This window comes from Saccharothrix hoggarensis (genome assembly GCF_052936025.1).
Window position 1 is genome coordinate 4480228 of the sequence record NZ_CP193624.1, and the last position, 19460, is coordinate 4499687.

General features: G+C 71.3%; 17 protein-coding genes. 7 read left to right on the top strand and 10 right to left on the bottom strand.

What is annotated here, in order from left to right:
• Positions 1-37 precede the first annotated feature (37 nt).
• Positions 38-1018, bottom strand: a complete 981-nt coding sequence (locus ACRAKH_RS20265) for an ABC transporter substrate-binding protein (RefSeq protein ID WP_447009171.1) — start codon at positions 1016-1018, stop codon at positions 38-40.
• 621 nt (positions 1019-1639) lie between these two features.
• Between ACRAKH_RS20265 and ACRAKH_RS20270 the strand changes: the two genes are divergently transcribed.
• On the top strand, positions 1640-4378 hold the full coding sequence (locus tag ACRAKH_RS20270; protein ID WP_380725791.1) for a beta-L-arabinofuranosidase domain-containing protein: 2739 nt from the start codon (positions 1640-1642) through the stop codon (positions 4376-4378).
• A 251-nt stretch (positions 4379-4629) separates the two neighbouring features.
• Positions 4630-6111, top strand: coding sequence for a hypothetical protein (locus ACRAKH_RS20275; RefSeq protein ID WP_447009172.1), 1482 nt, complete (start codon positions 4630-4632; stop codon positions 6109-6111).
• Positions 6112-6180: 69 nt separating this feature from the next.
• Here ACRAKH_RS20275 and ctaD read toward each other — a convergent pair whose 3' ends face one another.
• From ctaD to ACRAKH_RS20290, 3 genes are all read right to left on the bottom strand, one after another.
• Positions 6181-7941, bottom strand: coding sequence for an aa3-type cytochrome oxidase subunit I (gene ctaD, locus ACRAKH_RS20280; RefSeq protein ID WP_380725787.1), 1761 nt, complete (start codon positions 7939-7941; stop codon positions 6181-6183).
• 97 nt (positions 7942-8038) lie between these two features.
• Complete coding sequence (locus ACRAKH_RS20285; RefSeq protein ID WP_380725785.1) at positions 8039-8365, bottom strand: hypothetical protein; 327 nt, start codon at positions 8363-8365, stop codon at positions 8039-8041.
• A gap of 98 nt (positions 8366-8463) precedes the next feature.
• A complete protein-coding gene (locus ACRAKH_RS20290; RefSeq protein WP_380725783.1) occupies positions 8464-8895 on the bottom strand; it encodes a DUF6292 family protein in 432 nt (143 codons plus the stop codon).
• Positions 8896-9134: 239 nt separating this feature from the next.
• On the opposite strand from ACRAKH_RS20290, the gene ACRAKH_RS20295 reads away from it, so the two are divergent.
• Complete coding sequence (locus tag ACRAKH_RS20295) at positions 9135-9908, top strand: alpha/beta fold hydrolase (protein ID WP_447009173.1); 774 nt, start codon at positions 9135-9137, stop codon at positions 9906-9908.
• Position 9909: 1 nt separating this feature from the next.
• Here the strand turns inward: ACRAKH_RS20295 and ACRAKH_RS20300 are convergent, their stop codons facing one another.
• From ACRAKH_RS20300 to ACRAKH_RS20310, 3 genes are all read right to left on the bottom strand, one after another.
• Positions 9910-10776, bottom strand: a complete 867-nt coding sequence (locus ACRAKH_RS20300; protein ID WP_380725779.1) for a hypothetical protein — start codon at positions 10774-10776, stop codon at positions 9910-9912.
• Between the two features lie 18 nt (positions 10777-10794).
• Positions 10795-11934 (bottom strand): hypothetical protein, encoded by a 1140-nt coding sequence (locus ACRAKH_RS20305; RefSeq protein WP_380725777.1) that lies wholly within the window; start codon positions 11932-11934, stop codon positions 10795-10797.
• A gap of 189 nt (positions 11935-12123) precedes the next feature.
• The gene (locus ACRAKH_RS20310) at positions 12124-12642 is read right to left on the bottom strand and encodes a DUF6223 family protein (protein WP_447009174.1); all 519 of its coding nucleotides are present in this window, start codon (positions 12640-12642) and stop codon (positions 12124-12126) included.
• Positions 12643-12857: 215 nt separating this feature from the next.
• On the opposite strand from ACRAKH_RS20310, the gene ACRAKH_RS20315 reads away from it, so the two are divergent.
• The 3 genes from ACRAKH_RS20315 (at position 12858) to ACRAKH_RS20325 (ending at position 15305) form a co-directional block, all read left to right on the top strand.
• Complete coding sequence (locus ACRAKH_RS20315) at positions 12858-13985, top strand: sensor histidine kinase (protein WP_447009175.1); 1128 nt, start codon at positions 12858-12860, stop codon at positions 13983-13985.
• Positions 13982-14644 (top strand): response regulator, encoded by a 663-nt coding sequence (locus tag ACRAKH_RS20320; RefSeq protein ID WP_380725771.1) that lies wholly within the window; start codon positions 13982-13984, stop codon positions 14642-14644. The genes ACRAKH_RS20315 and ACRAKH_RS20320 overlap by 4 nt, the downstream gene beginning before the upstream one ends.
• A gap of 145 nt (positions 14645-14789) precedes the next feature.
• On the top strand, positions 14790-15305 hold the full coding sequence (locus ACRAKH_RS20325) for a hypothetical protein (RefSeq protein WP_380725769.1): 516 nt from the start codon (positions 14790-14792) through the stop codon (positions 15303-15305).
• Here ACRAKH_RS20325 and ACRAKH_RS20330 read toward each other — a convergent pair.
• From ACRAKH_RS20330 to ACRAKH_RS20340, 3 genes are all read right to left on the bottom strand, one after another.
• Positions 15201-16037: an AfsR/SARP family transcriptional regulator gene (locus tag ACRAKH_RS20330; RefSeq protein ID WP_447009176.1), complete on the bottom strand. Its 837-nt coding sequence runs from the start codon at positions 16035-16037 to the stop codon at positions 15201-15203. The two genes, ACRAKH_RS20325 and ACRAKH_RS20330, sit on opposite strands and share 105 nt — an antisense overlap.
• Before the next feature lie 222 nt (positions 16038-16259).
• Entirely contained in the window at positions 16260-17090 is an 831-nt protein-coding gene (locus ACRAKH_RS20335; protein WP_380725765.1) for a sulfurtransferase, read from the bottom strand.
• A 43-nt stretch (positions 17091-17133) separates the two neighbouring features.
• The gene (locus tag ACRAKH_RS20340) at positions 17134-17667 is read right to left on the bottom strand and encodes an HPP family protein (protein ID WP_380725763.1); all 534 of its coding nucleotides are present in this window, start codon (positions 17665-17667) and stop codon (positions 17134-17136) included.
• 237 nt (positions 17668-17904) lie between these two features.
• Here ACRAKH_RS20340 and ACRAKH_RS20345 point away from each other — a divergent pair, with 237 nt between their 5' ends.
• Positions 17905-19449: a vanadium-dependent haloperoxidase gene (locus ACRAKH_RS20345; protein ID WP_380725761.1), complete on the top strand. Its 1545-nt coding sequence runs from the start codon at positions 17905-17907 to the stop codon at positions 19447-19449.
• The last annotated feature ends 11 nt before the right edge of the window (positions 19450-19460 follow it).

Genomic DNA, 19460 nt, shown 5'->3' on the forward strand with positions numbered 1-19460 from the left:
ACGGGGCTCCGGAGAGGCGGCCCGGTGCGGCTCGGTATCAGTACTTGCGGTTGGGGAGCTCGGTCTTGGCCTGCTCGGTGGTGAACGTGCCCTCCTCGGTCACGACCCGCGGCGGCACCTCCTCGCCCGCCACGACCTTCTTCGCCAGCTCCATCAGCTGCTTGCCCAGCAGCGGGTTGCACTCCACGATGAAGTTGATCTCACCGGCGGCCAGGGCGGTCATGCCGTCCTTCACCGCGTCCACCGTGATGATCTTGATGTCCTTGCCCGGCACCTTGCCCGCGGCCTTGATCGCCTCGATCGCGCCCAGGCCCATGTCGTCGTTGTGCGCGTAGACCACGTCGATCTGCGGCACCGACTTCAGGAACGCCTCCATGACCTGCTTGCCACCCGACCGCGTGAAGTCACCGGTCTGCGTCGCCACGATCTTCAGGTCCGACCCCGCGATCGCGTCCTCGAAGCCCTTCTTGCGGTCGATCGCCGGCGCCGCACCCGTCGTGCCCTGCAGCTCCACGACGTTCTTCGCACCCGCCGCGTTGGCCTTCAGCCACTCACCGGCCTTCTTGCCCTCCTCGACGAAGTCGGAGCCGAGGAACGTCTTGTACAGCGTGCTGTCGTCCGAATCGATCGCCCGGTCGGTCAGGATCACCGGGATGTTCGCGCGCTTGGCCTCCAGCAGCACCGTGTCCCAGCCCGTCTCCACCACCGGGCTGAACGCGATCACGTCCACCTTCTGCTGGATGTAGGACCGGATCGCCTTGATCTGGTTCTCCTGCTTCTGCTGCGCGTCGGAGAACTTCAGCTCGATCCCCGCCGCCGCCGCCTCCTCCTGGATCGACTTCGTGTTCGCCGTGCGCCAACCACTCTCGGCGCCCACCTGCGCGAAGCCCATCGTGATCTTGCCGTCGTCGTTGGCGTTGCCCGTCGACGAACCGGAACCACCGGCGTCGCCGCTGCCACAGGCGGTCAAGGCGGCCAACAGGACCGCGCTGGCGGCGGTCGCGATCTTCCTGAGCACTGGATACTCCTTAAGGACCCGGTGTTGCGGGCAACGATGCACGTGACCGTGGTCACCTTGTGAATACTGTGAGCGCTAACATCAGCCTACGTCAACCTCGCGGCGAATTTGTTTCCTGTTCGAGTCCGCCCGTGATCGAATGCCACGAATCGTACTCAGTCGACTACGGAGCCGATACGGACCACGTCATCCTGCTTGCGGAAACACGCCGGAACGCAAGTGGCTCGATTCAGTCCACTCCGTGTTAGCGATAACAGCGCTACTTCGGTCACCACACGAGCGTCACCGAAAGCAACCACCGCGCCCGGCCACGGGGCTTGCCGAGGCGACCCGACCGCGACGCCGCCGTCCGCCGGACCACCACGAGGCAGCAAATTCTGTTAGCGCTAACTGACTTCGCGCGGACACAGAGCCTGACCAGCGCAAACAGGCTTGTGGCAACGCAAAATTCACCCTTGAACGCGTCCGCAACGTCCTGTTAGCGTTCACACAGCGTGCGTGGCCCGAGTCACAGCGTGCCCGGTGCGCGACCCGCTGACGCCGCAGCGGGTCGGCCGGTCGGTCCGCCCACCTCCCGCCCCGGCGGGACCACCCAGCACTCCACCGAACCGGAGCCTCCCCATGTCTTCCTCAGGTCTGAACCGGCGCAGGCTGCTGCAGGCGGCCGGCGTCGCCGCCGTGGCCACCGCCGTACCCACCACCGTCGGCGGCGGCGCCGCGCTGGCCGCGATCCCGCCCGTGCGGCCCGACCTCGGCGTCGCCGCCCACCCGTTCGAACTCGGCCAGGTCCGCCTGACCGCGGGCCGGTGGCTGGACAACCAGAACCGCACCCTGGCCTACCTGCGCTTCGTCGACGTCGAGCGGCTGCTCTACAACTTCCGGCAGAACCACCGCCTGTCGACCAACGGCGCGACGCCGCTGGGAGGCTGGGAGGCGCCGAACTTCGAGTTCCGCACCCACAGCCAGGGGCACTTCCTCACCGCGTGGGCGCAGGCGTGGGCCGTCCTGGGCGACACGGTGTGCCGGGACAAGGCGAACCACATGGTGGCCGAGCTCGCGAAGTGCCAGGCGAACAACGCGGCCGCGGGCTTCAACGCCGGGTACCTGTCGGGCTTCCCGGAGTCGGACCTGACCGTCGTCGAGTCGGGCACCCGGCGCGGCGTGCCGTACTACTGCCTGCACAAGACCCTCGCCGGCCTCCTGGACGTGTGGCGCTACATCGGCAGCACGCAGGCCCGCGACGTGCTGCTGCGGTTCGCCGCGTGGGTCGACTGGCGCACCGGCCGGTTGACGTACAGCCAGATGCAGACCACGCTCCGCACCGAGTTCGGCGGCATGAACGCCGTGCTGACCGACCTGTACCAGCAGACCGGGGACGCCCGCTGGCTGCGCGTCGCGCAGCGGTTCGACCACGCCGCCGTGTTCGACCCGCTCGCCGCCAACCAGGACCAGCTCAACGGCCTGCACGCCAACACCCAGGTCCCCAAGTGGGTCGGCGCCGCCCGCGAGTACAAGGCCACCGGCACCACGCGCTACCGCGACATCGCCGCCAACGCCTGGAACATCACCGTCAACGCCCACACCTACGTGATCGGCGGCAACAGCCAGGCCGAGCACTTCCACGCGCCGAACGCGATCGCCGGGTACCTGAGCGCCGACGCCGCGGAGGCGTGCAACACCTACAACATGCTCAAGCTCACCCGTGAGCTGTGGCTGCTGAACCCGGACCGGGCGGCCTACTTCGACTACTACGAACGGGCGCTGCTCAACCACCTCATCGGCCAGCAGAACCCGGCCAGCGCGCACGGCCACGTCTGCTACTTCACCGCCCTCAACCCGGGCGGACGCCGCGGCCAGGTCGGGCCGGCGGTCGGCGGCGGCAGCTTCAGCACGGACTACGGCTCGTTCTGGTGCTGCCAGGGAACGGGCCTGGAGACCAACACGAAGCTGATGGACTCCATCTACTTCCACAACGGCACCACGCTCACGGTCAACCTGTTCACGCCGTCCGTGCTGGACTGGTCGCAGCGCGGCATCACGGTCACGCAGACCACCACGTACCCGGCGAGCGACACCACCACCCTCACCGTCACCGGGAACGCCGCCGGCTCGTGGACGATGCGCGTGCGCATCCCGGCGTGGAGCAGCGGGGCGACCATCAGCGTCAACGGGGTGGCGCAGGGCGTCACCACGACCCCCGGCACCTACGCCGCCCTCACCCGGTCCTGGGCGCCCGGCGACCAGGTCACAGTGCGGCTGCCCATGCGCGTCGTCATGCAGGCGGCCAACGACGACCCCGGCGTCTCCGCCATCACCTACGGCCCCGTCGTGCTGTCGGGCAACTACGGCAACACGACGTTCAGCGCGCTGCCGACGTTGGACTCCACGTCCATCACCCGCACCAGCTCCTCCGCGCTGTCGTTCACCGCGGTCGCGAACGGCGCCGCGGTCAACCTGCTGCCGTTCTACGACGCGCACGGCCACAACTACACCGTCTACTGGCGCGCGCCCGGCACCGGCGGCTCCAGCGCACCCGGCTACCGGTTGGTCAACGCCTCCAGCGGCCTGGTCCTCGGCGTGCAGGACATGTCCACAGCGGACGGTGGCCTCGCCGTGCAGTGGAACGACACGGGCACCCCGGACCACAGCTGGTCGGTGGTCCCCGACGGCTCCGCCGTGCGGTTGCGCAACGGCAACAGCGGCAAGGTCCTCGGCGTCGAGAACATGTCCACGGCGGACAACGCGCGCGTGCTCCAGTGGTCCGACACCGGCACCGCCGACCACAGGTGGACGGTCGTCGACGTCGGCGACGGCACCCACCTGCTCCGCAACGGCAACAGCGCCAAGGTGCTGGGCATCCTCAACGGCTCGACCGCGGCCGGGGCGCAGGCCGTGCAGGACCCGGACAACGGCACCGCGGACAACCGCTGGCGGTTCGTGCCCGTCGGCGCCCGCCGCATCCAGAACCTGGCCAGCGGTCTCGTCCTGGGCGTGCGGGACATGTCCACCGCCGACGGCGGCCTGGTCGTCCAGTGGGACGACAGCGGCACCGCCGACCACCTCTGGACCGCGGTCCCGGACAGCGGCGGCTACTTCCGGCTGCGCAACTCCCACAGCGCCAAGGTGCTCGGCGTGGAGAACGCGGCGAACGCCAACGGCGCGCGGGTGCTGCAGTGGGCGGACAACGGCACGGCCGACCACCGGTGGCGGCTGCGCTACGGCGCGAACGGGTACTTCCGGATCCAGTGCGCGAACGGCGGCCGGGTCCTCGGCGTGACCAACGCGTCCACGGCGAGGGGCGAGCAGATCGTCATCTGGGACGACAACGGGACGAACGACCACCTCTGGCGGTTCATCTAGTCCTGTCGGTCGTCCGGTGACGAGCCGGACGCGCGGGCGGCCGGTCGCAGTGGGCGACCGGCCTGCCCCGCGGTTCCGCGAACACCCGGTCCGGACGGGCGCTTGTCCGCCGGACCGGGTCGCCGCCGCGACCCGGTGCTGCCGGCTCGGACGGTTACTCGCCGGTTGCCCGTTGACGGTCGGCCATGTTTGCGCAAACATTCTGCGGCGAGAAGCCCGGCACCGTCGCCGCCTTCCCACAGGAGGTTCCCATGATCAACCGCAGAACGGTGCTGTCCGCGGCCGGGGCGGCCGCCGCCGGCGCCGCCGCGGGCACCGCTCTCGGCACCGGTGTCGCCGGCGCCGACGCGACCATCGGCGTCAACCCAGGGGTCAGCCACGGCACGTGGGAGGGCTGGGGGACGTCCCTCGCGTGGTGGGCCAACGTGTTCGGCGACCGGGACGACTTCGCCGACCTGTTCTTCACCACCAGGACCGTCACGTACAACGGCGCCGCGCTGCCCGGTCTCGGCATGAACATCGCCCGCTACAACCTCGGCGCGTCCAGCTGGAACAGCGTCAACGGCGAGCGCATGGTCGCCTCGCCGAACATCCCCGGTTTCAAGCAGATCGAGGGGTTCTGGCAGGACTGGAACAACGAGGACCCCAACTCCGCGGCGTGGAACTGGAGCGCCGACGCGAAGCAGCGCGCCGCCTTGGTCAAGGCCACGCAGCGGGGCGCGATCAGCGAGCTGTTCGCCAACTCGCCCATGTGGTGGATGTGCCACAACCACAACCCCTCCGGCGCGGCCGACGCCTCCGTCACGAACCTCCAGCCGTGGAACCACCGCCAGCACGCCCACCACCTGGCCGTCACCGCGCGCCGCGCCCGCGACCAGTGGGGCGTCACCTTCCGCACGGTCGACCCGTTCAACGAGCCGTCCTCGAACTACTGGCACGCCAACGGCACGCAGGAGGGTTGCCACATCGACGCGACCACCCAGCGCAGCGTCCTGGCGCACCTGCGGACCGAGCTGAACCGGCAGGGCCTCAGCGGCACGCGGATCTCCGCCTCCGACGAGACCAGCTACGACCTCGCCCGCACGACGTGGAACAGCTTCGACTCGACCACCAGGTCGTTGGTCAACCAGGTCAACGTCCACGGCTACCAGGGCACCGGCGGCCGCCGCGACCTGCTGCACAACGACGTCCGCGCGGCCGGCAAGGTGCTGTGGAACTCCGAGCACGGCGACAGCGACGGCAGCGGCCTGCACACCGCCCGCTGCCTGCTGCTCGACTTCCGCTGGCTCAAGCCCACCGCGTGGTGCTACTGGCAGGTCATGGACCCCACCGCCGGCTGGGGCGCCATCCGCTACGACGGCAGCACGCTGCGAGCGGGTGCGGTGGAGACGAAGTTCTACGTGCTGGCCCAGTTCACCCGCCACATCCGGCCGGGCATGCGGATCGTGGACACCGGCAGCGACCTGGCCGTCGCCGCCTACGACCCCGGCGCGCGCCGGCTCGTCATCGTGGCCGCCAACACCGGGGCCGCGCAGACCCTCACCTTCGACCTGTCCCGCTTCACGCAGGTCAGCGGCGGGTCGGGCGGCCTGGTGCCGCGCTGGTCCACCGTCCCGTCCGGCGGCGACCGCTACACCCACCGGCAGGACACCTGGCTCAGCGGCAAGGTGCTCCGGGTTCCGTTCAGCGCCGGCCAGGTGCAGACGTTCCAGGTCGACGGCGTGGTGCAGTAACCCCGGCGATTCGTGAACCCGAGCCGGGCGCGTGGTTCGTCCACGCGCCCGGCCTGTTCCGTTGCCGCGTCAGTCGTTCGTGTCCTCGCGATCGGTCGGGGCGAGGTACTTCTCGGTGGTCCGGTCGACGCCGGTGTCGTCCTGGTTCCGGTTGAGCACGGAGTAGTGCGACTCCGCGCGCATCCGCTCGACCATGTGCGGGTAGTGCAGCTCGAACGCGGGCCGCTCGGACCGGATGCGGGGCAGCTCGGTGAAGTTGTGCCGCGGCGGCGGGCACGACGTCGCCCACTCCAGCGAGTTGCCGAAGCCCCACGGGTCGTCGCGCCCGGCCGGTTCCCCGAACCGGTAGCTCTTCACCACGTTGTAGAGGAACGGCAGCGTGGACGCGCCGAGCACGAACGCGCCGATGGTGGAGATCGTGTTGAGGCCGGTGAACCGGTCGCTCTCCAGGTAGTCGGCGTACCGGCGCGGCATGCCCTCGTTCCCGAGCCAGTGGTGGACCAGGAACGTCAGGTGGAAGCCGACGAACGTGGTCCAGAAGTGGACCTTGCCGAGGTGCTCGTCGAGCATCCGCCCGGTCATCTTGGGGAACCAGAAGTAGATGCCCGCGTAGGTGGCGAACACGATCGTGCCGAACAGGACGTAGTGAAAGTGCGCCACCACGAAGTACGTGTCGGTGACGTGGAAGTCGATGGGCGGCGAGGCGAGCAGGATGCCGGACAGCCCGCCGAACAGGAACGTCACCAGGAACCCGACGCTGAACAGCATGGGCGACTCGAACGTCAGCTGCCCCTTCCACATGGTGCCGATCCAGTTGAAGAACTTGATGCCGGTCGGGATGGCGATGATGAAGGTGGTGGCGGAGAAGAACAGCAGCAGCACCGCGCCGGTGGCGTACATGTGGTGCGCCCACACGACCACCGAGTACAGGGCGATCGCGATGGTGGCGAAGACCAGGCCCTTGTAGCCGAAGATCGGCTTGCGGCTGAACACCGGCAGGACCTCGGACACGATGCCGAAGAACGGCAGCGCGACGATGTAGACCTCGGGGTGGCCGAAGAACCAGAACAGGTGCTGCCACAGGATGGCGCCGCCGTTGGCCGGGTCGAACACGTGCGCGCCCAGGTGGCGGTCGGCCAGCAGGCCGAGCAGCGCGGCGGTCAGGATCGGGAACGCCAGCAGGACCAGGATGCTGGTGATGAAGACGTTCCACGTGAAGATGGACATCCGGAACATCGTCATGCCCGGCGCGCGCAGGCAGATCACCGTGGTGATCATGTTGACCGCGCCCAGGATGGTGCCGAGACCGCCGATGACCAGGCCCGAGATCCACAGGTCCGCGCCGACGCCCGGCGTGTGCGTCGCGCCGGAGAGCGGTGTGTAGGCCGTCCACCCGAAGTCCGGCGCACCGGCCGGCGTGAGGAACCCGCTCACCGCGATGAGGCCGCCGAACAGGTAGAGCCAGTACGACAACGCGTTGAGGCGCGGGAACGCCACGTCCGGCGAACCGATCTGCAGCGGCAGGATGAAGTTGGCGAAGCCGAACACGATCGGCGTCGCGTACAGCAGCAGCATCACCGTGCCGTGCATGGTGAAGAGCTGGTTGTACTGCTCGTTGGAGAGGAACTGCAGGCCGGGCCGGGCCAGCTCGCCGCGCATCAGCAACGCCATCAGGCCGCCGACGAGGAAGAACCCGAACGACGTCGTCAGGTACAGCAGCCCGATGAGCTTGTGGTCGGTCGTGCGGAACAGGCGCAGCAGCGCCGAACCCCTGCGCCGAGGCCGCGCGGCCTCCGGGGGCACGATCGGCGTCGGCTTGAGCGTGGTCATGGCCATCCTCGGGCTCGCGGTGCGGGCATCGGCCCACCGGCTGGGGCTCCCGACACCCGTGCCGCCGCTCCGAGGTGCTGCGGAGGACGGCGTGCCGTCAGCGGCGCGGGCGGTCGAGGCGGAACAACGTGGTGCGTGCGGCGATCAGCGCCACGCGGGCGGCTTGGACGTCGCCGGCGGCGGCGTGCTCGCGGGCGTCCCGCAGGAACCCGACGACGGTCCCCACCGGGTCGTCCGGCGTCTCGTCGGCCAACGCCGACAACCGGTCCCACACCGGCGCGACGTCGCCGGCCAACGTGGCGAGCACCCGGTCGATGTCACGCCTGGCGTCACCGTGGCGGGGATCGACGTGCAGCACCGCGTGCACCGCCGAATCCACCGCGAGGCGCAACACGGCTGTCTGGTCGTCCGCCGGTTTCGTCATCACGCTCCCCCGATCACAAATAGTGAGCATATGTCACCATGAGTGAATCGGGCGGTGTGCGGGACGCCGGGCGTGGCGTCACCGGCGCCCGGTGGGCCTCACGCGCTGCGCGGCATCGGGACGAGCTCGGCGGCGGTGTAGGGCACCAGCCGCCGGACGAGGTCGTCCCGCGTCCACCGCGCCACCGCGGGCTGCCCCACCGCACCCCGTTCGCCGCGGAGCAGCCGGCGCACCCACCGGGCCACCGCCTGCGGCGTCGGCAGGAGGTCGGCGCCGAAGTAGGCGACGATGATCAGGTCCTCACCGCTGTGCGTCTCCACGGCCACGGACCAGCCGCACTCCTCGTCCCAGACCAGCGCCACGTCCCGGTCGGGGAAACCCCGCAGCCGGCCGTCCAGCGCCAGGTACAGGGTGGCCGTCGGCTCAGCCTGCACGCACGAGGACTCTCCCGTGAGCCCCAGCTCCACCGTCACCCGGCGGACGTAACCCTGCAGGCCCCACACCAAGGCGTCATCGAAATCCAGCTCCATCGCGCACCGCCACCTTCTACCCCCGGTCGATGCGCCGGCTGCTTGACGCATCGACCGAGTACCCGCCAGTGTCCGATGTGAACCCGTTCGGACGACCAGGTTGGCTGTTCCGATCCAGACGGTCGCCCCCGGCGACGTTCCCGTCGCCCGGCCGCGGTCCCGATCGGGGGGGTTCGGGGAGGCCCGCGTGGGTACGTCGTCGGCATGTGGACCAGGGGTCATGACGCGGCAGGGTGCCCGTGCGCACGCTGAGCCGGGGTCGGCAGGACGGGTTCGCGCCCGAGTTCACGGCCGTCGCGGGCACGCGGGCGCACGCCGGGGTGCTCGGGCCGGTCGGCGCGCCGGACGTGGTGTGCGTGCCCGGCCTGGGCTGCTCGCACCGCTACTTCCTGCCGCTGGCACGGCGGCTGGCGCCCGACGCGCGGGTCGCCGCAGTCGACCTGCCCGGCTTCGGCCGCACCCCCGGACCGGGCGAGCCGCTGGACGTGCGGGGCCTGTCGCTGGCGCTCGCCGACTGGTTGCGGGCCACCGGGCGGGGCGGATCGCTGCTGGTGGCGAACTCCGGCGGCTGCCAGGTCGTGGTCGACCTGGCCGTGCACTCCCCCGACCTGGTCGGTCCGGTGGTGCTGGTCAGCCCCACGATGGACCGGCACGCCCGCTCGCGCGCGCGGCAGCTGGGGCGGTTGCTGGCCGACATCCCGCGGGAACGGCCGTCGCTGAACTTCGTGATCGCCCGCGACTACCTCACCTGCGGGCCGCGCAGGCTCGCCGTGACGCTCCGCCACCTGCTCGAAGACCCCGTCGAGCGCAAGCTCCACCACGTGCGCACGCCTGCCGTCGTCGCCCGCGGCGCCCACGACCCGATCGTGTCCCGCGCGTGGGCCGCGGAAGTGGCGTCGCTGCTGCCGCACGGCCGGCTGGCCGAGGTGCCGGGGGCCGGCCACGCCTTGAACTACTCGGCCGCCGACGCGCTGGCCGCGATCACGCGCCCGCTGCTCCCCGACGGGGCGTGACCTAGGCGACCAGGTAGTGCTGGCCCGGCATGAAGTCGCCGAGCGGGACCGCCGTGGCGCCCGTCGCCAGCACCACCTGCGCGAACGGGTCTCCGGCGTGCATGGCCAGCAGCAGCGAGCCGGCGCCGAACCAGCGGCGGTCCACCACGTCCTCCCTGGCCCGCGGCAGGCTCTCGTTGAGCGCCCAGTTCGAGATGAACAGGTCCGCGTCCACGTCCGTCGCGCCGACCAGGCCGATCGGCACGAGGTTCACCCGTCCGGGGACGGGCCGCACCGGCGCGGTGTCGTGCAGCACGACCCGCTCCTCCCCCAGCACCGCGGACAGGTAGAGCCACTGCACGGCGCTGAACGTCGGCGTGTCGAAAACGACGCACGTCGGCTCGCCGCGGTGCAGGGCGGTGATCACCCGGATCAGCGCGCCGAACCCGCCACCCCACTCCACGATCGTGGCGGCGTCGTCGACCCGCCGTCCCGTCGCCTCCTGGTAGCGCAGCAGGTGGAACAGCTGGTGCACGGTGTTGGACGACGTCCGCAGGTCGCTGCCCGGCAGCGGCACCGTCGGCGGGTCGCCGACCGGCGGTTCGGCGAGCGGGCGCTCGTCGGCGAGCCGGGACCGCACGTAGGGCAGCTCGTGCGGCAGCAGGCGCTCGTTGACGAACATCTGGAACGCGATCGACGGGTGGCGCAGGAAGTCGGGCGGCGGGACGGGCAGCAGGTCGCGTTCCAGCTCGGCGTTGCGCCGCACCCAGTCCGGGCGCACGTACCGCGCGTCCACGCAGGGGCGCACGGTGGCGAGCCGTTCGGCGAAGCGGCGCGCCAGGTCGGCGAAGGCGGTGTCACCGTGCTGCGGTTCGTCCGGCGAGTGCATGCCGAGGCGCTACCCCGCTCACATCGCGCGAAACCCGCCCTGATCACCGGCCAGGGCGACGATGACGATGGCGGTGATCGAGCCGAGCAGCAGCCACAAGCCGGTCGGCACGGCGCCCTCGTCGAGGTGGACGACGGACGCGACGACGGCGGCGATCGAGGCCAGGGTCGCCACGACCCGCAGTACCCGGCGGCCGACGACGACCACGGCCGCGGCGATGACGGGGCCGGCCGCCAGCCACTCCCACCCGTGGCCCAGGACCAGCCACAGCGCGGCGAGCCCGCCGGCCACGGCGCCCGTGCCGATCAGCTTCCTCCTCCGGTCGCGAGCGGACCCACCGGGTGCACGACGTCCCCCGTTCGGGGCGGCGCGCTCGCTCGTCAGCCGCGCGAGCCTGCGGGAGGCTTCCCGCCGGAGGTCCTCCTCCCGCGCCTTCAACGCGGCCGCCTCGGCTTCCTCCAGCTCCCGCTGCATCCGGTGGGCCTCGTCCCACGCCTTCACCGGCGTCTTCGAGCTCCGACCGCCGTGCTTCACGGCGTTCGCGGCCGCTCCGCCGGACCTTCCCCGGCGTCGACGGCGCCGACGGCGGGCCGGCGAGTCGGCGACGGCCAACCGGCGTCTGGCCCGGCGCACCACGTCCACCGCGCGCAGCAGGTCGGCGTGCTCGGGAGACTTGCGCGGGTGGGCGACCAGGTTCCGGGTGTGCCTGAGCGACCGGACCTCGGCGACGGGGAGACCGACCCGGGCGGCGATCCGCTCGTCACGCCGGGGGCCCTCCTCCACCAGGTCGACCAGGTGCTGCCACCCGTCGAGGACCTCCACCTTCAGCTCGGCCGCTGACCGGTCCCCGGTGGTCCCCGGTCGAGCCGCGGGTGTGCCGTTCCGCGCGGCACGGGCTTCCTGCGCCAGCCGGGCGTGGTCGAGGAGGCGTTCCCAGTCGTGGTCGCCGGCCGCGCCGATCACCCGCATCACGGTGAGCAGCTGCTCGGGCTCGCGGGGCAGCCGGCGCGACTCGATCCACCCGCTGATAATGCGGTCGGAGATGTCGCGGCCGTGGCCCTGCGCGGCGCGACGGCTGATCAGCCCTGCCACCGCGGTGCCTTCCGGCAGGCGGGCCGACCACCGGGTCAACGCCGCGTCGAACCGCGCCCAGAACACTCGTCGGCCTCATCGGTCATCGCCCCAGTGTCCCGCACACGATCAACCGGCGGGCCCGAGTCGCGCGCGACTCGCCTGCACCGCAACGCAATACCGATCCACCGGCCGCATTTCTGCGGTTGGCTGCGCCGGTGCGGTGGAGTGATCCAGGTCGGCTGGCCGCGTCGACGTGATCACGACCGGAGGTGGTCAGGTGGCGCGGCGCGCGCGGGACGTGGCCAGGCCGGCCAGGACCACGGCGGCCACTCCCACCACCACGGCGATGATGGCGCCGGCTTTCCCGTTGCCGGTTCCGAAACCCCCGGCGGAGTTGGCCCAGTGCAGGCCGCCGACGGCCGCGGACACCACGCCCGCCGTCCCGGCCGCGATGGCTCCGCGACGCGACGCGCCGGTGCGACCGGCCGAGCGGAGGGCCAGCCCACCGAGCACCATGCCGACCAGCCCCACGACGGCGGCGGCCGTGGGCAGGAGCCGGCCGGAGCCGAGGCCGCCGGCCGCGACGACCGACGGGTGGCCGGCCTCCTGACGCGGACCGGTGGACGGGGCGTCGACGTTCACGGGGTCCGCGACCGACCGCGCGCTGACCGTGACATCGTTGGCGGAGGCGTGCGCGGCCGCGGGTGCGACGAGGCCGAGGCCTCCGATCAGCGCGGCGCCGGCCACGGCGAGCACCACTCGGACCGACACCGGGGCTCCGGATGACTTCATGTCCCACTCCGTTCCAGACGATTTCGCTGTCGCTCGATCCTGTCGCCGGACGGGCCGCCGGTCGTCGTGTGGACGGACGGGATTCGCGCTGCCGCGCCCGACGCACCCGGCTGCCGCGGACGCGGTAGGGACCGGGCACGTACTGCGAACGCGGTAGGCGGGCGGTCGTCCCGGTGGAGGAGTCGCCCGCGGGCGGATCTGGCTACTGTGCGCGCATGAGCACAGGGCGGTCCGGCGTTCCGGCCGGTGTCAGGGATTGGGCGATCGCGGCGTGCGTGGCGGCGACGCTGCTCGTCGCCGGCCTGTCCGGGAACCGTCCCGCCGACGTCGACCTCCTCGGTTGCGCGCTGCTGGTCGCCGCCGGCCTGGCGCTCGTCGCGCGCCGCCGGGCGCCGGTGCCGGTCCTGGCCGTCACGGGGCTGTGCTCGGTGGGCTACCAGGCGCTCGGCTTCGACGTCCCCGCCGTCGCGTTCCTGTTCGCCGTGTACGCCGCCGTGCGCGAGGGCCACCGGGTGGTCACGATCGTGGCGGCGGTGGCGGTGCTGGCCGCCCTGCCGCTCGCCGCCCTCGCCCTGCCCGACGACCTGTCGGTGGGCGAGGCGCTGGCCCGTGCCCGAGGCGCGCTGGAGCTGGCGTGGCTGGTCGCCGCCGGGGCCGCCGGTGAGGCGCTGCGGCAGGCCGAGCGCCGGGCGGACGAGGCGGAGCGGACCCGCGAGGAGACCGCACGGCGTCGTGCCGACGAAGAACGGCTGCACATCGCCCGTGAGCTGCACGACTCCCTCACGCACCAGATCTCGATCATCAAGGTGCAGGCCGGCGTCGCCGTCCACCTGGCACGCAAGCGCGGCGAACAGGTGCCGGAGGCGCTGCTGGCGATCCAGGAGGCGGGCCGTGAGGCGGCACGGGAGCTGCGGGCGACGCTGGAGGCGCTGCGCGACGACGGCAAGACCCCGCCGCACGGCCTCGCGCACGTCCCGGCCCTGGTCGAGCGGGCGCGCACGACCGGTCTGGACGCCACCCTGACCATCGACGGGCCACCGCACGACGTGCCGGCCGCCGTGGACCGGACCGCGTACCGGATCGTCCAGGAATCGCTCACCAACATCGCCCGGCACGCGTCCGCCGCCACCGCGTCGGTCCGGATCGACTACCGTCCGGGCGCGCTCGCCATCCGGGTGGACGACGACGGCAAGGCCGCACCGGACACCGCCACGACGCCGGGCGTGGGGCTCCTCGGGATGCGGGAACGGGTCACCGCCCTCGGCGGTCGGCTGCGCGCCGAACCCCGCCGCGAGGGCGGCTTCACCGTCCACGCCGAACTCCCCGTGGACCGGACGCCGTGATCCGCGTCCTGCTCGTCGACGACCAGCCGCTCCTCCGCAGCGGGTTCCGCGCGCTCCTCGACGTCGAGGACGACATCGAGGTGGTGGCCGAGGCCGCCGACGGCCGGGAGGGCCTCGCGCTCGCCCGGGAGCACCTGCCGGACATCGCGCTGGTCGACATCCAGATGCCGGTCATGGACGGCATCGAGACGACCCGGCAGATCGCCGCGGACCCGGCGCTGGCCCGCGTCCACGTCGTCATCCTGACCAACTACGGCCTGGACCAGCACGTGTACGACGCGCTGCGCGCCGGCGCGGCCGGCTTCCTGGTCAAGGACATCGAGCCGGAGGACTTCCTCCACGCGGTGCGCGTCGCCGCGCGCGGTGACGCGCTGCTGGCGCCGTCGATCACCCGCAAGCTGATCGACCGGTACGTCACCGAGCCGCCGCACGCAAGCGCCGGCCCGAACGCGGACGGGCTGACCAACCGGGAACGCGAGGCCGTCGTCCTGGTCGCCCGAGGGCTGTCCAACGACGAGATCGCCGACCGCATGGTGATCAGCCCGCTGACCGCCAAGACCCACGTGAACCGGGCCATGACCAAGCTCCACGCCCGCGACCGCGCCCAACTCGTCGTGCTCGCCTACGAGTCGGGCCTGGTGACCCCGCGCCACCGCTGACGCCCCATGTCGATTCCCCACCGGCGACGAGAGCCTTTCCCGACCCGACGATCGCGGCCGGAAATCTTCCGTGACGAATGGGCAACGGGTCGGCGACAGCCCGTTCGCTAGCGTCGGCACCTCTCGCTGACGGAATGGGGGCGGAATGCGGAAGAGTCGCCGGAGAATCACCATCGAAATCATTGACCGCTACCAGCGCAATCAGGTCGCGGTGCAGCGCGCCGTGATCGGCCTGCTGTACGTGTGGTTCGGCGGGCTCAAGGTCGTGCCCGGGCTGAGCCCGGTGGACGACCTGGCCGGTCACGCGATGTCCGCGATGACGATGGGGCTGGTCAAGCCCGCGGTGTCGATGCCACTGCTGGCGGTGGCGGAAATCCTCATCGGAATCGGCCTGATCACCGGAAAATTGCCTCGCACCACCGTGCTCGTGGCTTTCGGGCACATGGCCGGGATCTTCCTGACCGTGTTCATCCTACCCGGTGAGATCTGGGCAGCGTGGGGCGTGCCGACGTTGAACGGCCAGTACGTGCTGAAGAACGTGGTGCTGGTGTGCGGTTTAGCGAACGTCGCCCTGAGAGTATTCCGCCAGGCTCCGGAAAAGGCGGTCGTCCATCGAGAGGCAGGTCTCGTGGATCAGCTGGGTCAGCGCGTCCGAGGGTGAGATGCCCAGTTCGTCGTGCAGCAGCCGCCTGCACTCCTCGAACTGGCGGGCGGCCTCGCGGCGGTTGCCCTCGGCGAGGTGCACGTCGATGAGCGCGCGGTGCGCGCTCTCCCGGTAGGGGTCGGCGTGCAGCGCCGCCAGGCCGACCTCGATCGCGAGGCCGCCCAGCCCCTTGGCGGACAGCATGCGGCACAACGCCTCCAGGGCGTGCAGCCGCAGCTGCCGGAACCGCTCGCGCTCCTCCAGCAGCCACGCGTCCTCGGTGTGCTCCGGCAGGAGGTCCTGGAACAACAACTGCCGCACGGCGACGCCGAGGTTGTCCGCGTCGACCGGCGCCATGTCACCGTCGAGGACGCGCAGCGCGAGGTCGTCGGCCGCGTGCAGGTCCACCGTGACGTCGTCGGCCAGCCTGAGCTGGTCCCTTGTGGACACGACGCTGGCGTCGGTGCCCGGCGGCATCCGCCACAGCACGGACCTCAGGTTGGCCGCCGCACGGGTCGCCGACGCGTCCGGCCACAGCACCGCGGCCACCCTCGCGCGGCCGACCGGCGCGCCGCGCAACGCCAGCAGCGCGACCAGCCGTTCCGCGCTCGCGCCGAGCTGGACGCGGTGGCCGTCGTGGTGGAACTCGAAGCCGCCGAGCAACCGCACCTGCGTGCGACCGCGGCCCTGCGGCGCCCCGGCGGCCACCCGGTAGTGCGACCACACGGGATCGGTGATCGTTTCGGACATGGTCAGGCGCTCCTCAGGCCCGGCAACGCGACAAAGTGCGGACGGCGACCGGCAGGCGTCCGACGACCGGCGGAGGGATCGTCGGACGCCTGCCGGCGGGCAGGGATCAGGGCGAGTGATCAGGACGAGCGATCACGGCAGGGTGCGGCACAGCGGTTCGGCGCAGCGATCCAGCACAACGGCTCGGCACAGCGGTTCAGCGCGGGACGTCGGTGCGGGGAATCAGGCGGAGGTGCGCTCGATGGGCACGCCGGTGAGCATCCCGTACTCGTTCCAACTGCCGTCGTAGTTGCGCACGCCGTCGAGGCCGATCAGCTCGCTGAGGGCGAACCACGAGTGCGAGGAGCGCCACCCCATGCGGCAGTACACGGTGACGCCGTCTTCGAGGGAGACGCCGTGCTTGCGGTACACCTCGGCGATCTCTTCGGGCGACTTGAACGTCTCGTCCTCGTTGACCGTCTCGGTCCACGGGATGTTCACCGCGCTCGGGATGTGGCCCCGGCGCTGCGGGTGGTCCTGCGACATGCCGCGCGCGGCCAGCAGCTCCCCGGTGTACTCCTCGGGCGAGCGCACGTCGACCAGCGCGGCCGCGCCGCCGAGCACGTCGTCGCGGTACGCCCGGGTGGCCAGGTCGAGGTCCTTCGCCCGGTACTCGGTGCGCGCGCGGGTGACCGATTCCTTGCTCAGCGGGTGCCCGCCGACGATCCACGCCCGGCGTCCGCCGTCGAGCAGCCGCACGTCGGCGTGCCCGTACATGCGGAAGTACCAGTAGGCGACGGCCGCCCACCAGTTGCTCTGGGCGCTGTAGAACACGACGGTGTCGTCGTTGCCGATGCCCAGCGAGGACACCAGCTGCTCGAACCGGTCACGCGGCACCACGTCGCGCACCACCGGGTCGAGCAGGTCGCGCTCCCAGTCGATCTTCACGGTGCCGGGCACGTGACCCGACTCGTAGTTCGCGGTGCCGTTGTCGATTTCCACCACCACGACCGAGGGATCGTCGAGGTGGGCGAGTAACCATGCGGAGTCGACGAGCGGTTGGTGCTTCGACATGTCCTCAGCTCTCTATGGTGTTCGTTGCGATGTCGGCACGCCGTCACCACCAGTAGGTGGGGTAGCGCAGCGCGGGGATCAACTTGCCGACGACCCACCCGACGATGACCAGCAGCACGCTGCCGATCAGGAAGACGAGCACCGCGGTCAGCGGCGCGATCGTCTGGAGCACGACCACCGCGGCGGTGGCCGCGGCCGGTGCGTGCGCGGCCCGCAGCGCGAGCATGCCGCCGACCGCGAGGCCTGCGGCCACCGCGGCGACCCAGAGGTGGTGGCCGAACGCGGCGACCATCAGCAGGCCGATCACGACCGACACCAGGTGGCCGAGCACGACGTTGCGGGGCTGCGCGGGCGGTGTCGCGTGCATCGCCACGAGCAGCATCGCGGTCGCCGCCAGCGGCGCGGTGAAGAGCACCGAGTTGGTCACCGAGCCGATCGCGACCAGCAGCAGGAGCATGACCGCGGTGATCGCCGTCGCCCTGACGATCACCGCGGGCTTCGGGCGGGCGGGCGCCTTGCTGCGCCACCGGCTGGCCGTCGCCTCGACGGGTGTGGTATCGGCGGCTGGCTTGGTCATCGGGTACGCCTCTCGTGAATGACGACCCGCACGACCGGGTTGGCGGATCGCGTCCTTCACCCTGAAGCTTGGGTGCGCCGCCGTCCCGGAGCAAGATCAACTCGCCGTCCCGCCATGAAGATTTCCGATGTGCGAGCCGCTGAACTCGGCGATTGATGGGCGCGTGACGTTCGGGTGACGGGGCCTCTGAAGTAATCCCGCAGGTCTTACCCGGTTCCTTTTTCACCTGGAGCATCCGTGAGCCCTGACAACCGTCGGCGCCGTCTGCGCTCGACGCTGACGCCGGTGGCCCTGGCCGCCGCCCTCACCGCGAGCGTGTTCACGCCGGTCGCCGGAGCCGAGGGCGGGACCGTGCCCGCCGGCGACAATGTGATCATCCAGTGGGACCAGGCCCTGATGGAGGCCGTCAAGGTCGGCAAGCTGGGCCCGCCGCACGTCGCCCGCGCCATCGGCATCCTGCACACCTGCACCTACGACGCGTGGGCCGCGTACGACGGCAGGGCCACCGGCACGCGCTACGGCTCGCAGCTGCGCCGTCCGCTCGCCGAGCGGACGCTCGCCAACAAGAGCAAGGCGATCAGCTACGCGGGCTACCTCGCGCTCAAGGACCTCTACCCCGCGAGCAAGCCGGCGTTCGACCAGCTCATGGTCAAGCTGGGCTACGACCCCGCCACCGTTCCGGGCGGGCCGACGTCGCCCGCCGCGATCGGCACCAAGGCGTGCCAGGCCGTGCTGGACTTCCGGCACCGCGACGGCGCGAACCAGCTCGGCGACCTCAACGGCGGCGCGCCGTACAGCGACTACACCGGCTGGACCCCGCGCAACGACCCGATGGACATCTTCGCCTTCGACCCGGCGACGGTCCGCGACCCGAACGGCTACCAGCCGCTGATCCACCCGACGAAGAACGGTCCGACCATCACGGACGGGTTCGTCGGCGCGCAGTGGGGCAAGATCAAGCTGCTCGCGGTGCAGGGCCTGCCGGAGGCGTGGCAGGACAGCGTGCAGAAGCGCATCCTCGAGGAGCTCCGCCGGTCCAAGACCCCCGGCCCGGCTCCGTACGGCTCCCCCGAGTACCTGGAGCAGGCCCAGGACCTCATCGAGATCAGCGCGAACCTGACCGAGGAGCAGAAGGCCATCGCGGAGTACTGGGCCGACGGCGCGGGCACCGTGACGCCCGCCGGCCACTGGATGGTGCTGACGCAGGACGTGTCGCGCCGTGACCGCAACACGTTGGACGAGGACGCGAAGCTGTTCTTCGCGATGGGCAACGCCCAGGCCGACGCCGCGGTCGCGTGCTGGTACGTCAAGCGGTACTACGACTACGTGCGGCCGATCACCGCGGTGCGCTACCTGTTCCAGGACCAGGAGATCGCCGCGTGGGGCGGCCCCGACCGGGGCACCGTCACGATCGACGGCAGCGCGTGGCGCCCGTACCAGGAGGACACGTTCCCGACGCCTCCGTTCTCGGAGTACGTGTCCGGGCACAGCACGTTCAGCTTCGCGGCGGCCGAGGTGTTCCGGCGGTTCACCGGCAGCGACCAGTTCGGCATGTCGACGACCATCCAGCCGGGCCAGCTGACCTTCGAGCACAACCTGCCCAGCTCGCCGATCACCCTGTCGTGGCCGACGTTCAGCGACGCCGCCGCGCAGGTCGGCATCTCGCGCCGCTACGGCGGCATCCACTTCACCGACGGCGACCTCCACGGCCGGGCGCTCGGCAGCTCGATCGGCCAGGTCACCTGGAACACCGCGAACCTGTACATCAACGGTCACGCGTGATCGACGCGGAG

Bases quoted from the DNA above. Each gene is read 5' to 3' on its own strand.
- ACRAKH_RS20275 (WP_447009172.1), top strand. From the start codon at position 4,630: ATGATCAACCGCAGAACGGTGCTGTCCGCGGCCGGGGCGGCCGCCGCC.
- ACRAKH_RS20285 (WP_380725785.1), bottom strand. From the start codon at position 8,365: ATGACGAAACCGGCGGACGACCAGACAGCCGTGTTGCGCCTCGCGGTG.
- ACRAKH_RS20270 (WP_380725791.1), top strand. From the start codon at position 1,640: ATGTCTTCCTCAGGTCTGAACCGGCGCAGGCTGCTGCAGGCGGCCGGC.
- ACRAKH_RS20325 (WP_380725769.1), top strand. From the start codon at position 14,790: ATGCGGAAGAGTCGCCGGAGAATCACCATCGAAATCATTGACCGCTAC.
- ACRAKH_RS20330 (WP_447009176.1), bottom strand. From the start codon at position 16,037: ATGTCCGAAACGATCACCGATCCCGTGTGGTCGCACTACCGGGTGGCC.
- ctaD (WP_380725787.1), bottom strand. From the start codon at position 7,941: ATGACCACGCTCAAGCCGACGCCGATCGTGCCCCCGGAGGCCGCGCGG.
- ACRAKH_RS20315 (WP_447009175.1), top strand. From the start codon at position 12,858: ATGAGCACAGGGCGGTCCGGCGTTCCGGCCGGTGTCAGGGATTGGGCG.
- ACRAKH_RS20335 (WP_380725765.1), bottom strand. From the start codon at position 17,090: ATGTCGAAGCACCAACCGCTCGTCGACTCCGCATGGTTACTCGCCCAC.
- ACRAKH_RS20290 (WP_380725783.1), bottom strand. From the start codon at position 8,895: ATGGAGCTGGATTTCGATGACGCCTTGGTGTGGGGCCTGCAGGGTTAC.
- ACRAKH_RS20300 (WP_380725779.1), bottom strand. From the start codon at position 10,776: ATGCACTCGCCGGACGAACCGCAGCACGGTGACACCGCCTTCGCCGAC.
- ACRAKH_RS20310 (WP_447009174.1), bottom strand. From the start codon at position 12,642: ATGAAGTCATCCGGAGCCCCGGTGTCGGTCCGAGTGGTGCTCGCCGTG.
- ACRAKH_RS20340 (WP_380725763.1), bottom strand. From the start codon at position 17,667: ATGACCAAGCCAGCCGCCGATACCACACCCGTCGAGGCGACGGCCAGC.